Raw genomic sequence first — 15,451 nt, 5'->3', positions numbered from 1 at the left:
CATCCGGAAGACCGTGTCACTCAGTACAATGCTGCCCGTGCCCTGTTGAAGGGATACCACCACTTGAACGCGGAGCAACAGGCGCAATTGCCGGTCACCGACCTGCAGAGTGTCAGTACGTATGCTGGTGACGAGCCGCTTGCGCCGTCTGCATCTCGACATGCGGCAGAGGCGTCGCTTCCAAATTTGGACAGGAGGATCGGGGAGGTTCAGGCTCAAGCTCATGGGCACGCAGGAGAGCAGGGACCCATTTCTTATAGCCAACTGAGAGAAATGCGTCCGACCGCGGAGAACCTCCACAGGGCGGACAATGACGCACGAGCTGAACTAGCATCTTCCTCCAGAAGCAGAGAGCGAAACTGGGGGCGTTGAGTTTCACTAGCGAGTCACTCTGCCAGTGTTACCGCTGTTTGTGAGTAAAGCTCGTTATTGCATGACAGCATTTCTGGCTGGAACAGAGCGAGAGCTACCCCCAAGTATTACCACAACAGCGGTGCAATTTCCCAGCACTGGGCGTCGAACATCCGCCCAGTGTCCAAGGCAATAAGGTGCTACCCGTGGGCTGTTGGCAACTCATCCGAGGTCCCAAGAAGTCGAAGAATTTCCGACAGTCCCACCCGAACATGTGGCCTTCGATCCAAAAACGCTGTGGCGGATCGTTGCGGTCATGCCGGAGGCCTAAGTGGCTTTCCTAACCAAGCAATGGGGGCTCACCCGCCAGATCGAAACCGAGCTGATGTTTGAGTCACGGCGTTCGGAGAGGCAGACAAACGCGGATGGTTGTCCGCGTTCTGGCCGCGAGAAACGGCTTAGTGCCAACCTTATCCTAGTCTTGGTGATTATGACTTGGTTGTTTGCAGTGCTGGGGACAACGCATGGGCAGGATGACCAGACCAATCAGGCGATCCTGAGTGAACTGGGGGCAATTCAGATCAATTCTGCACTACTGCACCGTGACCTCTTCCGCGCCCGTGCCGGCACGCGGTGGAATTACCAAGCTCTGCTCACAACGATACGCGCTCTGCGGCAGAGCCTGATCAACCTAGTGGTCAAAATCTGACGCTTGGTACCGGAGCCGTAGGCCCGCTCAGGGTGGGAAGCGGACATCAGAGGCGATTCGCATTGAGCTCCCCTAGTCCGCCACCGTCACGCCCGGCTTGCGGCGGCCAGCGCCGCCTTGATCTGCGGTCCGATCTTGTCCCCTACCCCATTACCGAGGGCCATGACGCCCTTGGCCGGCCGCGCGATCAGGTCGATGTCCAAGATCTCCCCATCGGCGTTGAAGCGGATGAGATGCGCGCCCTTCATCTGGATGTCGCCGACATGCGCGGCGAATTCGAGCATGGCGCTGTCGCCGCCCGCCATCTGGCGTTCATACCTGAAGTCCTCGAATACCCCCGCCGCGGTTCGGACCAGAAGGCACACCAGGTCATGTCCCGGATAGGGGTGCCACTCCACCGGCGAATGGTAGATCGCCTCGGCGGCAATGATCGTGTCCAGCTCGCCAAAGTCACCGCTTGCGACCATGGCGAGCCACCTCGCCAGAGTTGCCCGCGCCGCCGAACCGAGCGGTGTCGTCGTTTCAGTGGGCATGGCAGTTCATCCTTCCGCTGAGGACAAGATAGGGATTCCTCTTTCGCGCCCATAGGACGAACGGCACCGACGCATTCCGACACCGAGGACGAATTATTCCTCGGCGGACGCGCGGGGCTTCCGCGCACTGCCACGGCCGCTATCGCCGTGGCGCAGGCGGCCGCTGAACGTGGCGGCCGTGAGCAGTGTCCTTCTCAAGACGCGACCGCAACGCTCGAATGGCAGCTCAGGGTCGGAACAGGTAATCCGCATCGGGTACCAAGCGTCAGATTTTTACCACTAGAGACACTGTTCGAAAAGGCGCCTCTTGAGAACCCCAGTGACCTCTCGCACCTGCTAAGGGAGGTAGAGGCTTCGGTCGAAAGGACTAGCGCGGCCGTTGTGGCTATGGGCGCACAAAACCTGATCGTGCCGCGTTCTCTTACCAGCCTCGCCGAGTCGCTGAGTCTGCTTGCGAAATTGCCTCCGAAAACCGAAAATACTGGTACTGTGCGGCCCGTCGAGTTAGGCAACTCAATTCTACGGTTTTCGCCGAGGCCGAGTTCGACCCTGGCATCAGGGATCGATCGAGATCTCGACCGGTTTCAGGCGACTAAGGGCCAAGATGATGCCATCGAACATTCGGTTGCGCGCAATGGCCAGGTTATCCTGTCCTTGCTGCCGCAGATGAATGACGCTGCAAACAGGACCGCCTCATCCGACACCATCGACAAAGCTGCAAAACTCGAGCGCGAATATCTGAAAGGCTACAGCTTGGTCAATGTGAGCGAGCGGCGGATACGTGTTTTCCTCGGTTCAGTTTCTATATGCCTTTGCTGCTGGATAATCGTGTTAGCCTGTAGACTGCGCGGACAGACGGACAGATTGGCAAGGTGCTTGGAATTTCAAGCAGCGACCCGCGAGATTGGGGCTTGCTTTGAAGCTGTTTCAGCAACAAAGCCTTCGCTATCCGCCTCCACCCAAGCAGCACTGAGAGTTGTCCAGCGGTTTTTCAATGCTGATCAGTGCGCGCTGGCACTGGTCGACATGAGTTCGGGGCGTCTCGCCGAGTGTTTCGCTGCCAACACTCCTGCCCCCATCTGGAATGATGCTTGGCTTCTTGAAATCGCTTCTCTTGCCCAGGCGCAGGAGCGCAGATTGTTTCGCATCATACCCGCGCAAAAAGTTGGCTGCGTTGCTAAAGGGACTCCCGAGGTTTGTCAGTTGCTTGTCTTCAAGGTCTCGGATCAGCTCATCGCGGTTTGTTGCCTTTTCCTTCAGCGGGACTGTTTACGGATCTCTTCTAGTGAGATCCAACTTCTTGAGTGCGCGACTGGCCGTGTCTGCAGTTACCTCGATCTTCGACGTCGGCAGACGGAATGCAACCTCCTAGAGAGGAGATTGGAGCATGCGGAACGGCTGAAATCCGTCGGCACGCTCGCCGGTGGTATCGCGCATGAATTCAACAACATCTTAGGGGCGATACTCGGCTACGCCGAGATGGCCCAAAGTCTTCTGCGTCGCCCTTCAAGAACTCGGGGTTATATCGACCAAATCATCGCGGCAGGCGACAGAGCGGGGCTGATTATCGATCAGATCTTGGCGTTGAGCCGAAAACGAGAACGTATGATCAAGCCCTTCAATGTCTCCGAGGTCGTGATGGATCTAGCTCCGTTGCTGCGCGTAGCGCTCCGTGCAGATGTAGAGTTGAACTTCAAGATTGACGAAAAGGAAACGGTGATCGAAGGGAACCCACTCGAGATTCAGCAGATCCTGATGAATCTCTGCAAGAACGCCTCAGAGGCCTTCTCGAATGAAGGCCGCATTGATGTCAGCGTTTCTCGCACTGTTGTCTCTCAATCGAAGATACTTGCTTATGGCGACCTGCCACCCGGGGACTATGTCCTCCTTTCCGTTGGAGACACCGGCGAAGGCATTGCTGAAGCGATACTACCATATATTTTTGAGGCTTACTTTACCACGCGCGCTCGCATCGGCGGAACGGGGCTCGGTCTCGCCGCAGTGCACGGCCATGTGAGCGCGCTTGCAGGATACATTGATGTTAGCTCAACTATTGGGCGCGGTACCCGCTTCGACATCTATCTGCCACCTTCCCCCGAAGGAGCCAGTCAGTCCAGGTAGCTTTTTTTCGTCCCTGTAATATACACCACTCGGCCACGGAGAGATCATCGCCGTAGTGGAGACCAATACGGCGATGCTAGGGATGTATGAGGACAAAATTGCCGTCCTGGGTTATGAGCCCGTCGGCCTCAAGTCATTCAACGGTCTTTTCGACTGGATTAGGAGGGGGAAAACGCCCGATCTCATCGTGGCGGGCCTGCTTATCTGTTCCCGTGTCACAATATGCCGACGCCGTGCAGGCGTTTCTAAAGAGAATGCCCGTCATCCTCATCGGAGAAGCTAATCTTAACGAGTCAACTGCGCCGGTTGCCCAAGTCCCTATCGATTTGCTGCAAAGGCCAGTGTCATCCAGGACATCGCCGAGCGACAGCGCTCTGGATCGACGCTCGCCGCTTGCTGACGGTGCGGCACTGTGGGATGTAGATCACCTCGGCCGCCAAGCCAGCACCAGTGTGATTTTCGCACCGTGTTGCTCGTCATGAGCCTGCCCGCGCCTTACCGATTGCGGCAAATTATTGTCCCTAGGATGATCCGAAATGGCCGCCCGGAGCCCTCTGCTGATCTGCCCGTCGCCCGCATCCCGTCGTGCTTGCCACCCTCACCTTGTGCAGAATCATGCCAATGTCCGTCCTGAACCTCGCCGCCTCGGCGGATGGCACCTTATCATCTGCGATCCGAGTGAAGGAGCGAATGAGCGCAACACCTTCATCGCTGAACGCGAACTGCATGATGTCTGGATGGACCTTAGCTTTGCTAGTGCTGTCCCGCGTCGACGATTGGGGCGCAAGGATGTGGGGTCGAAAAGTGTGAGACCGGCACGTTCGACGCGTCCGCTATCTATTGGAGCCGACGCAGTTAATGCCCTCTCCGATCGCCTGTGCCTATCTGTGTGACCTGCAGCATGCGCGCTGCATGCGAATTCGATGCCCGACGTGAACCTTGGTTCGCCCTTCCGTGGTTCTCGCAGGACAAGGACTCTACATGCAATTCTTCGTGTAGTTTCCCCGACATTCGCCCCTCCCCTGCTTTTCCGGCGCTATCTGGCGCTTTGCACCAGTGAACTGCGCGACAACCTTGCACTCAGGGGGCGGCGCCGCTTGTCCGCGGACAGTCCATTAATCTCGCACTTGACGTGGAAAAGCGCTTCGATACGGCCTTGAGCTCGGCAGAAACGTCCTTTGCTTCAAATGAAACAAAAAGACGGATCCTGAAAATCCTAGAGTAACAGTCCCTTCCGATAATCGCGCGAGATGACGCCGATTCTTTCAGGCTGATTGAGTGCGATAGTGAGGTGATAGGGAATGTTGAACACAGCGTGGCCCGTTTCGATTGTCTTCTCGATCTCCATGTGTCTCTCAACCAAGGCGGCGCCACTCTCCCTGCGTGAGTTCAACAATCTCGCTCGCGAATGCGCGCCGTGGGTTGCTTCCTCGACGCTTGCAGCAATTGCCACCGTTGAAAGCAGTTTTGAACCGCTTGCGGCACATGACAATACCACCGGTGAAACCCTTCACTGGAAAGATGCAACTGAAGCAACGCAGAGCGTCGAGAAGCGCCTCAAAGCGCGACATTCGATCGACGTCGGGCTTATGCAGATCAATTCCGAGAATTTTCCTCCGCTGGGTCTCACGCCCGAAAAGGCGTTCCAGCCCTGTTTCTCACTTTCGGCTGCAGCGCACTTGCTTGAAAGCCGCTACGCCGGCGGCAAGACCGCCGCAGCAGAGCAACGGGCGCTTCGTCAGGCAATCTCCGCCTACAATACTGGAGATCTCACGCGCGGCTTTGCGAATGGGTACGTGCGGAAGGTTGAGCTCGCCGCCCGAAAGATGGTGCCGCCGCTGGTTCAGTTGCCGGAGACAGGCGGTGAAAAGGCAGTCCAGCAAGAAACATGGGACGTTTGGGGCTCGCATGAACGGCACCGTTCGGCAGGCGAATCATCAAGCCCTCCAATGCAGCAGAGGCCGAAGGACGGCGAATCCACGAACGACAATCAACTCATATTCGATTGAACGACAGAGGTGTTGTGATGATATTCCTTGAAAGATTCCGCGGGCAGTTGAAGCGCTTTTCGCTGCTGGACACGATGTTGCGCATGGCTGTTGCGTATGCGCCCGCCGTTGCCGGGGCAGCCGGGGGGAGCGTTTTCTCCTCCGGGCCGGCTGCGGCACAAGTGGCGGGAGGCGGCGACCCTGCGACAATGATCAACAACATATGCACGTTTATCTTGGGTCCGTTCGGACAGTCGCTCGCTGTTCTCGGCATCGTCGCTATCGGCATTTCATGGATGTTCGGTCGTGCTTCACTCGGTCTCGTCGCCGGCGTCGTTGGGGGTATCGTTATCATGTTCGGGGCCAGCTTCCTTGGCAAAACGCTCATTGGGGGCGGCTGATGAGTGTCCGTCTGGAAGAAAGCACCCTTTATTTGGCGGCGACACGACCGGCATTGTTTTTCGGTGTCCCGCTGACCCTGGCTGGATTGTTCATGATGTTAGGCGGCTTTCTGATCGTCATCGTCCAGAATCCTCTCTACGAAGTTATTCTTGTGCCACTCTGGTTCGGAGCGCGGATCGTCGTGGAGCGTGACTATAACGCCGCGAGCGTAGTCTTACTTTTTCTGCAGACTGCCGGCAGAAGCGTCGACGGCCAAGTCTGGGGCGGCGCGAGCGTCAGCCCAAATCCGATCAAAGTGCCCGATCGAGGAAGAGGGATGGTGTAATGCTCGGCACAAGTGGCAAGACCGAGAGGTCTGGGGAGATCTATTTACCCTATATTGGGCACCTCAGCGACGAGGTTGTACTTCTAGAGGACGGGTCGATCATGACCATGGCACATGTCAGAGGTTTGCCCTTTGAACTGGAAGACGTCGAAATCCGCAATGCACGGTGCCGCACGTTTAATACGCTGTTACGCAACATTGCCGATGACAATGTATCAATGTACGCCCATCTCGTGCGCCATAACGATGTGCCGTCGCCACCAGGGCGGCAGTTCCGCAGCGCTTTCGCCACCCAATTGAGCGAAGCTTTTGAGCAGCGTGTGCTCTCCGGAAATCTCTATCGCAACGATCACTTCCTAACATTGATCGTCTTCCCCCGCTCAACGCTTGGCAAAATAGGTAGCCGGTTCACCAGGTTCTACAAAAGAAAAGAAATCGACCTGGCAAGCCAGGTGCGAAGTCTGGAAGATCTTTGGCACGTGCTTGCTGGCGCTCTCGACGCATATGGTCTCCGCCGGCTCGGTATTCGGGAGAAGGACAACGTAGTTTTCTCGGAGATCGGGGAAGCACTCCGCATGATCATGACTTGCCGTTTCACACCGGTTCCTGTCGTCAGCGGCTCGCTCGGCGCTTCGATCTATACCGACCGGGTCATCTGTGGCAAGCGGGCACTAGAGATTCGGACGCCACAAGATAGTTACGTGGGTTCAATCTTTTCGTTTCGCGAGTATCCGGCAAAGACGCGGCCGGGCATGCTCAACACGCTGTTGTCCACAGACTTTCCGCTTGTCTTAAGCCAAAGTTTCTCCTTCCTAACCCGCGCACAGGCTCATGCCAATCTCAGCCTTAAGTCCAGTCAAATGATAAGTTCCGGTGACAAGGCTATCACCCAGATCGACAAACTCGCCGAGGCAGAGGACGCACTCGCAAGCAACGAGTTCGTGATGGGCTCGCATCACTTAAGCCTTTGCGTCTATGCAGATAATCTCGATAGCCTTGCCGACCGCGCTGCGCGTGCCCGCGCGCGATTGACGGATGCAGGGGCCGTCGCGGTCCAAGAGAGTATTGGCATGGAAGCCGGTTACTGGTCGCAACTCCCGGGCAACAACAAGTGGCGCACGCGTCCCGGGGCGGTCACATCGCGAAATTTTGCCGGTCTAGTCTCGTTTGAGAACTATCCGGGCGGCACTTTGTCCGGGCATTGGGGAAATGCAATTGCGCGCTTTCGCACCAACGGTGGGACGCCCTTCGATTATGTCCCTCATGAGAACGACGTTGGGATGACTGCAATATTCGGACCTATCGGGACAGGCAAGACGACGCTCATGACCTTCATCCTAGCGATGCTCGAGCAGAGCATGGCTTATCGCGATGGCGCGATCGTCTTTTTTGATAAGGACCGTGGCGGTGAGCTGTTGGTACGTGCAACGGGAGGGACATACCTCGCTCTACGCAGAGGAATGCCGAGCGGCTTGGCACCTCTGCGGGGCCTGGCCAATACGTCGGCGTCCCGGGATTTTCTGCGCGAATGGATCGTCGCGCTGATTGAGAGCGACGGACGCGGAGGCGTCTCGCCGGAGGAGAACCGCCGGTTGGAGCGCGGTATCGCTCGGCAGCTTTCGTATGAGCCGGGTATGCGTTCACTCGCAGGCCTGCGAGAGTTCTTGTTGCATGGCCCATCCGAGGGCGCAGGAGCGCGACTACAGCGCTGGTGCAGAGGAAATGCGCTCGGATGGGCGTTTGACGGCGAAGTGGACGAAGTAACGCTCGATAGATCGATTACCGGCTTCGATATGACGCAACTCCTGGAGTATGAGGAGGTCTGTGCCCCGGCCGCTGCGTATCTTCTGCACCGAGTGGGTGCTGTCGTGGATGGTCGGCGCTTTGTCATGAGCTGCGATGAGTTTCGATTCTATCTACTGAACCCGCAATTCTCCGCAGTCGTCGACAAGTTCTTGCTCACGGTTCGCAAGAACAACGGGATGCTCATTCTTGCAACACAGCAACCCGAGCACGTCCTGGAATCGCGACTTGGAGCCAGCCTCGTTGCACAATGCATGACGAAGATCATTTACCCCTCACCTACAGCGGACCGCACGGCTTATATCGACGGGCTGAAGTGTACCGAACGAGAATTTCATGCGATCCGCGAGGATATGGCCGTTGGCAGCCGCAAGTTTTTGCTTAAGCGCGAGAGCGGGAGCGTTATCTGCGAGTTCGATCTTCGGGAGATGCGCGAATTTGTCGCGGTACTCTCAGGGCGGGCCAATACCGTGCGATTCGCCGATCAGCTACGTGAGACGTATGGGGAGGATCCTGCTGCCTGGCTCGACAAATTCATAGCTCGTTACCATGAAGTACAAGACTGACGGAGGGAGTTCCCATGAAACTTGCACAACTCACCGCAACGGCGCTTGCCATTTGCCTTACTTTGCCGGGGCCAGCCCGGGCGCAGTTTGTCGTCAGCGATCCCGCAACGGTTGCAACGGCTGCAAGCACTGCAGAGAACGTTATCCAGACAATCGCAATGCTCGAACAGACAATCCAAATGGTGCAGATGTTCACGACGTCCTTCGGCGTCACCGGCCTGTTAAGCTCGCTCAACCAACCAAACCGCTATCCGACCACCAATCAGCTAGAAAAGCAGATGTTTGCCGCGGAGGCGCCGGCGTCCGCCACGGCACGCGCGATAGCATCGGATGCCCAAAACAAAGTGGTGTGGGGTAACGACGCGGAAGGAGCTCTCTTACGCGAGCAGATCGCAGGTTCGTCGAATGCTGCGGCGGCTGCAGCCGATAATCTAGACGCTATGGCTCAGCGCCTGAAGCAAAATGCCAACACGTTAGGTCAGCTTTCGCGTTCAAGGAACATTATGCAGGCAACCGTTACTAACGGCCTACTCCTCAAACAGATCCACGATGCAATTATCCAAAACACCCAGGCGACCAGCCTGTTGACGATGACCACCGCTCAGGCACGCCTTCAAGAAGCAGAGGAGGCAACGACACAGCGGCGGGAACGCCAGGCAACCGCGGCTATCTTCGGCGCAAAGCCATAACGATCCGTGAGTTCTGTCGCTCGGTGACCTCAATTAGTCTACCTTCGGTGGAGAGAAGCAAGTGCGTGGAGCGATGAATTTCGGGATCCCTGCGCCGTTTACGGCTATTCATACGATCTTTGATCAGGCCTTTGAGATCGGAATGAACACAGTGCTGGAAAGGATCCAGACTGCGGTCAGTGCGCCTCTTACTGCGTGTGTTACGCTTTGGATCATAGTTCAAGGCATTCTGGTGATGCGTGGTGAAATCGACACTCGTGGCGGCATTACGAGGGTCATCACGGTGTCACTTGTTGTCTCCCTTGTGATCGGGCAGGCGAACTATCATAACTATGTCGTGTCACTCTTTGAGGAAACGATCCCAGGCTTCGTTCACCAGGTCAGTGGCAGTCACATTCCCTTCATTGATATTCCCAAGCAGCTCGACATCATGTTCGCGCTAACCCAATTTTACTTTCAAAAAGTTGCATCCGAAATTGGACCAATGAATGGCCAGGACATTCTCGCCTTTCAAGGCGCACAGTGGGTTTTTTACGGTGCGCTTTGGGCTGTGTTCGCGATCTATGATGCCGCTGGAATTCTCACGAAGGTGCTCTTGGCGATCGGCCCACTGATTCTTGTAGGCTATCTCTTTGATCGCACACGAGAGATGGCTGTGAAATGGCTCACTCAACTCCTCACCTACGGGATACTTCTCCTCCTGCTGAACATCGTGACGTCTCTAGTCATCGCAACGGAAGTGAGCGTCCTCGCAATAATGCTCAGGGTGATTTCTGGCGCGGGTACGACCGCAGCCAAGATTATTGGGCTATACGAACTCGATATGTTTTTTCTCGCCGGTGACGCTCTGATCGTCGCGCTTCCGGTGATCGCCGGCAATATTGGAGGCGCCTATGTGGCAGGAGCATACCAACCCGGCAGCAGCCTGAATCGGCATCTCGCCAAGTTAACCCGTGGGTAGGATCTCACTTGGATCGTTCAATTTGGAAGGTTTGCATGAAGTATTGTCTGTTGTTCCTAATTCTTACTCTAGCGGCCTGCCAGACGACTGACAAGCCGGCGACCTGCAGCGGGCCGATTTTCCCGCTAAACGTTGGATACTGGCAATCGACTCCAACTGATCTTCAGGCTCCGGGGGAACTTAATGAAAGGCCCTGAATACGCTCTCCTGGTCGAGAAGAAGGCATTGGCTACCCATTATAAGAAAGTGGAAGCCTTTCAAACTGCACGTGCGAAATCTGCGCGGCGTCTCTCCAAGGTTCTAGTAGCGGTTGCGGCAGTCGCTGTTCTTGGAAATGTGGCACAGGCTTTCACTATCGCGACCATGGTTCCGTTGATCAAGCTTGTGCCTGTGTATCTTTGGGTACGCCCCGACGGTACCGTTGACAGCGAAGTGTCCGTCTCTCGGCTGCCCGCCACGCAAGAGCAAGCGGTTGTTAATGCCTCCCTCTGGCAATATGTCCGCCTGCGCGAGAGCTACACGGCGGACACAGCTCAATATGCCTATGATCTCGTATCGAGTTTCAGCGCCCCGGCCGTGCGGCAAGATTACCAAGACTTCTTCAACTACCCCAACCCTGAATCACCGCAAGTCGCAATCGGTAAGCGCGGTAGGCTAGAGGTCGAGCACATCGCCTCGAACGACATCACTCCGGGCGTGCAACAGATTCGCTACAAGCGCACGCTCGTTCTGGAGGGGCAAACGCCGGTGGCGAGTACTTGGACTGCAACGGTTCGCTACGAAAAGGTGACAAATCTACCCGGGCGATCGAGGCTGACTAATCCGGGCGGATTGCTTGTTACCTCCTATCAAACCTCAGAAGACACTATTTCGAACGTGGGGCGCACCCAGCCATGATGAAAAGAGCGTTTATCTCACTGGCCTGTTTGCTTTGCCTCACGGTGAACGCGCGTGCGGAGGACACTCCTACGGCCGGCAAATTAGATCCGCGCATGCGCTATCTGGCATACAACCCCGATCAGGTGGTGCGCCTGTCTACGGCTGTCGGAGCAACAATGGTTGTGACATTCGGGGCAGGCGAGACCGTCACAGCGGTCGCCGTTTCCAACAGCAACGACCTATCTGCCCTTCCGCGCGACAACTACCTCTTCTTCAAGGCAAGCAACGTCCTTCCGCCACAGCCAGTCATCGTGCTTACCGCAAGCGACGCAGGTATACGACGATATGTTTTCAGTATCTCCACCAGGGCCATGTCTCGGCTCGACAAAGAGCAGCCTGACCTCTACTACAGCGTGCAATTCGGCTACCCTGTCGATGAGGCTGCTGCGCGCCGTAAGCAAGCGGAACAGAGGTCCCTCGCCTACCGCCTTCGAGCGAAAGCGCAGTATCAACAGAGGGCTAAGCAATTATTCGATGAGCCGGCCGCAACCGCCAGCCCCAGCCCGAACAACTGGCATTATGTCGCCCAAGGGGACCGTTCTTTGATGCCTTTGGAGGTTTTCGACAACGGCATCACCACCGTATTCCGATTCCCGGGTAATGTACGCGTACCATCGATCTATAGGATCAATCCAGATGGCGAAGAAGCCACTGCTAATTATTCCGTCAAAGGAGACTACGTCGAGGCTTCCTCGGTTGCTCGTGGTTGGCGACTGAGGGACGGCGACACAGTGTTATGCATCTGGAATAGCGCCTTCGATCCCATTGGACGAAACCCGGGCACTGGCACGAGCAGACCCGATGTTTGGCGCGTTCTGAAGGAGCCAAAGCGATGAGCGACGTCAACCCCCAATCTGCTCACGATGTGGATGCGTCCGGATCCGTGGTCTCTGGCCCACATCGTCAGCATCTTTCGGGGTCGCAGAAGTTAATGGTTGCTGGCTTGATTCTGTCGTTATCACTGGGCCTTATCTGGCTCGGTGGACGTTCAAAGGCTAGCGACGGGGCTTCTCCGCCGCCGACAACAATTCTCACCGACACCGCGCCCTTTCGTCCCGCGCCCGTTGATGTAGCTCCTGAGCCTGAGGAAACACCGGAGCATGGGCAGGCGACAGCTCCCGCGCCAGCCATGAGCCAGCCGGAACGCGATGACCTGCGGCCTGAGAAAACACCGATCTTTGCCTATAGCAGCGGCGACCAAGGCATCAGCAAGCCCGAGCAACGGGCGAACTTTCGCCGCGAAAACGAAGACGAAGAGCAAGACACGTCCTCGCATTCGGGCGGAGGTTCGGTCGACAATGATCTTCAAACGAGGATGAAGCCGTCTGTACTGGAGGCAAGCCGGGCTACACTTTTGCCGAACCCCGACTTCATGATTACGCAAGGAACGACGATCCACTGCATTTTGCAAACAGCGATCGATACCAATCTGGCGGGTTATGTGAAATGCGTACTACCCGAGGACGTCCGGGGGGCAACGGGCAACGTTGTGCTCTTGGACCGAGGCACGACAGTGATTGGCGAAATCCAGCGTGGCCTACAACAAGGCGATGCGCGGGTCTTCGTGATCTGGAATCGCGCCGAGACGCCGAATCATGCCTTGGTGTCGCTCGCGTCACCAGGTGCCGACGAACTCGGCCGCTCAGGACTGCCTGGCACGGTCGATAATCACTTCTGGCAACGCTTCGGAGGGGCAATGCTCTTAAGCGTCGTCCAGGGTGCGTTCCAGGCAGCGAGTAGTTATGCTGGCAGCTCAGGTGAGGGCACTGGCATTAACAGCTTTCAGGGCAATAGCGCACAAATCGCCAACACCGCGCTAAGCGCAACGATCAACATTCCACCCACTCTGAAGAAAAATCAGGGGGATGCGGTATCCATATTTGTCGCACGGGATCTCGATTTTTCAGATGTATACGAGCTTCGGACGGCCATTGGGACAACGACAGGGCGAAATCGGCAATTCTCGCCGAAGTAGCTCAACGACAACGAAAAATTGGAGACCTGAATGCGAACGGAGGCAGATCCTCAATTGCGTTTCCTCCTCAAACCAGTTTTGAGTTGGCTTGAGGATCCAAGGACCGAAGAGGTCGCGATCAATAGACCCGAGGAAGCTTTCGTCCGCCAGGACGGTGCCTTCACGAAATATCCTTTACCTCTTACCTATGATGATCTCGAAGATATCGCGATCCTGGCGGGAGCGTCACGAAGGCAAGATGTTGGACCACGAAACCCACTCTGCGCCACCGAACTGCCAAATGGGGAGCGGCTGCAAATCTGTTTACCGCCCGCGGTGCCGTCGGGCACCGTCAGCCTGACAATTCGACGCCCAGGCGCCCGTGTTTCGGAGCTCGAAGAAGTCGCATCCCGGTATGATGCTTCGCGATGGAATCAGTGGCGCTCGCGCAAGCAGCGCCAAACTCAGCATGACGAAGAGATCCTTCACCATTACGACCGCGGTGATCTGGAAGGATTTCTGCGCGCATGCGTGACTACTCGACTCACGATGCTGCTCTGTGGGGCCACGGGTAGCGGAAAGACGACGATGAGTAAGACATTAATCAGCGCCATCCCGCCGCAGGAAAGGCTGATCACTATCGAAGACACGCTCGAGCTCGTAATTCCGCATGAGAACCATGTCCGGCTACTCTATTCAAAGGACGGCGCAGGTTTAGGCGGGGTGACCGCAGAACAGCTTTTACAAGCCAGCCTCCGCATGCGCCCGGATCGAATACTGCTCGGCGAAATGCGCGACGACGCCGCCTGGGCTTATCTCAGCGAAGTCGTTTCCGGCCATCCAGGATCGATCTCTACTGTACATGGGGCGGATCCGGTTCAAGGTTTCAAAAAGCTATTTTCGCTGGTCAAGAGCAGCTCGCAAGGAGCTGCTCTTGAAGACCGCACGCTGATCGATATGCTGGCGGCCGCGATCGATGTCATTGTGCCGTTCCGTACCTATGGTGACATCTATGAGGTGGGCGAGATTTGGCTCGCAGCCGACGCGCGCAGGCGCGGAGAGACAGTGGCTGATCTTCTCAAGCAGCATTAGGGCCATCATTCTTGGCGCTGTCTTCAGTGCCAAGGGCTGACACCAAAAGTCCTTTCATATCGCTTTTTGTGCCACCCATCCATTCGGTGAAGCTGTCCCATTCACCGAATGGATTGGTGTGCCGCAGCTTGTGCATGTACACGACTGACCAGCTGCTTCACCAGGCAGCTTGATCCCAATCTGAAAGGTGAGCCGTTGAAACATGTTCTTGTCATCGATGATGATGCCGCGATGCGGCGCCTCATTGTTGAGTACCTTACGATACATGCATTTAAGGTAACCGCAGTAACCGATAGTTGGCAGTTCAATCGCGTCCTCACGTGTGAGCCGGTCGACCTCGTCGTTGTCGATCTTAACCTAGGGCGCGAAGATGGACTCGAGATCGTCCGCAATCTGACAATAAAGTCTGATGTTCCGATAATTGCCATCAGCGGCGTTCGTCTCGAGGAGGCCGAAAAGGTTCTTGTACTGGAGCTTGGAGCAAATGACTTTATTGCAAAGCCCTTTGGAATGCGAGAATTCTTAGCGCGCATTCGGGTCGCGTTGCGCGACCGGCCGCCCAGCCAACGGACAAAAGATCGACGTTCATTTCATTTCGCCGGTTGGACGCTCGGTCTAAAGCAGCGCCGATTGATCTCTGAACAGAGCGGCGAGGTCAAGCTGACGTCCAGTGAGTTCAATCTTCTGCTGGCCTTGCTGGAAAACCCAAATGACATCTTATCCAGAGAACAGCTTCTGTTAGCGAGCCGAGTGCGTGGAGATGAGGTATATGATCGAAGTGTTGACGTGCTCATTTTGCGCTTGCGCCGCAAGCTGGAAGCAGATCCGGCTAATCCTTGTCTGATTAAAACATCCCGGGGTGCGGGTTATTTCTTCGACGCTGACGTGGAAATTAGCCATGGGGGTACATGGGCCGCCCGCTCAGTGGCTGTCTCTAGCAGTCGGCGAGGCGCTGCCAGCGCCGCCGATGCCGTTGCCGTTGCCGTTGCCGTTGCCGTTGGAGGGATCGCGCATCTCC

The 15,451-nt window shown here is 56.4% G+C and carries 14 protein-coding genes and 1 pseudogene; 14 read left to right on the top strand and 1 reads right to left on the bottom strand.

The features are described from left to right. Positions 1-682: 682 nt before the first annotated feature. Complete coding sequence (locus tag QA644_RS33660; protein ID WP_283074253.1) at positions 683-1,060, top strand: hypothetical protein; 378 nt, start codon at positions 683-685, stop codon at positions 1,058-1,060. A gap of 86 nt (positions 1,061-1,146) precedes the next feature. Here QA644_RS33660 and QA644_RS33655 read toward each other — a convergent pair whose 3' ends face one another. Continuing rightward, complete coding sequence (locus QA644_RS33655) at positions 1,147-1,593, bottom strand: nuclear transport factor 2 family protein (RefSeq protein ID WP_283072282.1); 447 nt, start codon at positions 1,591-1,593, stop codon at positions 1,147-1,149. A 147-nt stretch (positions 1,594-1,740) separates the two neighbouring features. Between QA644_RS33655 and QA644_RS33650 the strand changes: the two genes are divergently transcribed. From QA644_RS33650 to QA644_RS33590, 13 genes and pseudogenes are all read left to right on the top strand, one after another. Then, positions 1,741-3,714: a two-component system VirA-like sensor kinase gene (locus tag QA644_RS33650; RefSeq protein WP_283074252.1), complete on the top strand. Its 1,974-nt coding sequence runs from the start codon at positions 1,741-1,743 to the stop codon at positions 3,712-3,714. A gap of 1,301 nt (positions 3,715-5,015) precedes the next feature. Continuing rightward, complete coding sequence (locus QA644_RS33645; protein ID WP_283074251.1) at positions 5,016-5,723, top strand: type IV secretion system lytic transglycosylase VirB1; 708 nt, start codon at positions 5,016-5,018, stop codon at positions 5,721-5,723. Positions 5,724-5,740: 17 nt separating this feature from the next. Beyond that, entirely contained in the window at positions 5,741-6,103 is a 363-nt protein-coding gene (gene virB2, locus QA644_RS33640) for a pilin major subunit VirB2 (protein WP_283074250.1), read from the top strand. Then, positions 6,103-6,429, top strand: coding sequence for a type IV secretion system protein VirB3 (locus QA644_RS33635; RefSeq protein WP_085026249.1), 327 nt, complete (start codon positions 6,103-6,105; stop codon positions 6,427-6,429). The genes virB2 and QA644_RS33635 overlap by 1 nt, the downstream gene beginning before the upstream one ends. Continuing rightward, the gene (locus tag QA644_RS33630; RefSeq protein ID WP_283074249.1) at positions 6,429-8,798 is read left to right on the top strand and encodes a VirB4 family type IV secretion/conjugal transfer ATPase; all 2,370 of its coding nucleotides are present in this window, start codon (positions 6,429-6,431) and stop codon (positions 8,796-8,798) included. The genes QA644_RS33635 and QA644_RS33630 overlap by 1 nt, the downstream gene beginning before the upstream one ends. A gap of 14 nt (positions 8,799-8,812) precedes the next feature. Beyond that, on the top strand, positions 8,813-9,487 hold the full coding sequence (locus QA644_RS33625) for a type IV secretion system protein VirB5 (RefSeq protein WP_283074248.1): 675 nt from the start codon (positions 8,813-8,815) through the stop codon (positions 9,485-9,487). 73 nt (positions 9,488-9,560) lie between these two features. Next, entirely contained in the window at positions 9,561-10,448 is an 888-nt protein-coding gene (locus QA644_RS33620; protein WP_283074361.1) for a type IV secretion system protein, read from the top strand. A 35-nt stretch (positions 10,449-10,483) separates the two neighbouring features. After that, positions 10,484-10,645 carry a type IV secretion system lipoprotein VirB7 gene (locus QA644_RS33615; RefSeq protein ID WP_283074247.1) on the top strand — a complete coding sequence of 54 codons (162 nt, stop codon included), beginning with the start codon at positions 10,484-10,486 and terminating at the stop codon, positions 10,643-10,645. Further along, the gene (locus QA644_RS33610; RefSeq protein WP_283074246.1) at positions 10,632-11,345 is read left to right on the top strand and encodes a type IV secretion system protein VirB8; all 714 of its coding nucleotides are present in this window, start codon (positions 10,632-10,634) and stop codon (positions 11,343-11,345) included. The genes QA644_RS33615 and QA644_RS33610 overlap by 14 nt, the downstream gene beginning before the upstream one ends. Then, positions 11,342-12,223, top strand: coding sequence for a P-type conjugative transfer protein VirB9 (gene virB9, locus QA644_RS33605; RefSeq protein WP_283074245.1), 882 nt, complete (start codon positions 11,342-11,344; stop codon positions 12,221-12,223). The genes QA644_RS33610 and virB9 overlap by 4 nt, the downstream gene beginning before the upstream one ends. Then, positions 12,220-13,362, top strand: a complete 1,143-nt coding sequence (gene virB10 / locus QA644_RS33600; RefSeq protein WP_283074244.1) for a type IV secretion system protein VirB10 — start codon at positions 12,220-12,222, stop codon at positions 13,360-13,362. The genes virB9 and virB10 overlap by 4 nt, the downstream gene beginning before the upstream one ends. A gap of 30 nt (positions 13,363-13,392) precedes the next feature. Beyond that, a complete protein-coding gene (gene virB11, locus QA644_RS33595; RefSeq protein ID WP_283074243.1) occupies positions 13,393-14,433 on the top strand; it encodes a P-type DNA transfer ATPase VirB11 in 1,041 nt (346 codons plus the stop codon). 195 nt (positions 14,434-14,628) lie between these two features. Then, positions 14,629-15,351 (top strand): annotated as a pseudogene (locus QA644_RS33590) (response regulator); the annotation flags it as partial. Positions 15,352-15,451 lie beyond the last annotated feature (100 nt).

The organism is Rhizobium sp. CC1099 (assembly GCF_029714385.1).
Lineage (GTDB): Bacteria > Pseudomonadota > Alphaproteobacteria > Rhizobiales > Rhizobiaceae > Rhizobium.
The sequence above is the reverse complement of the archived record's forward strand: the minus strand, read 5'-3'. Positions and strand labels throughout refer to the sequence as shown.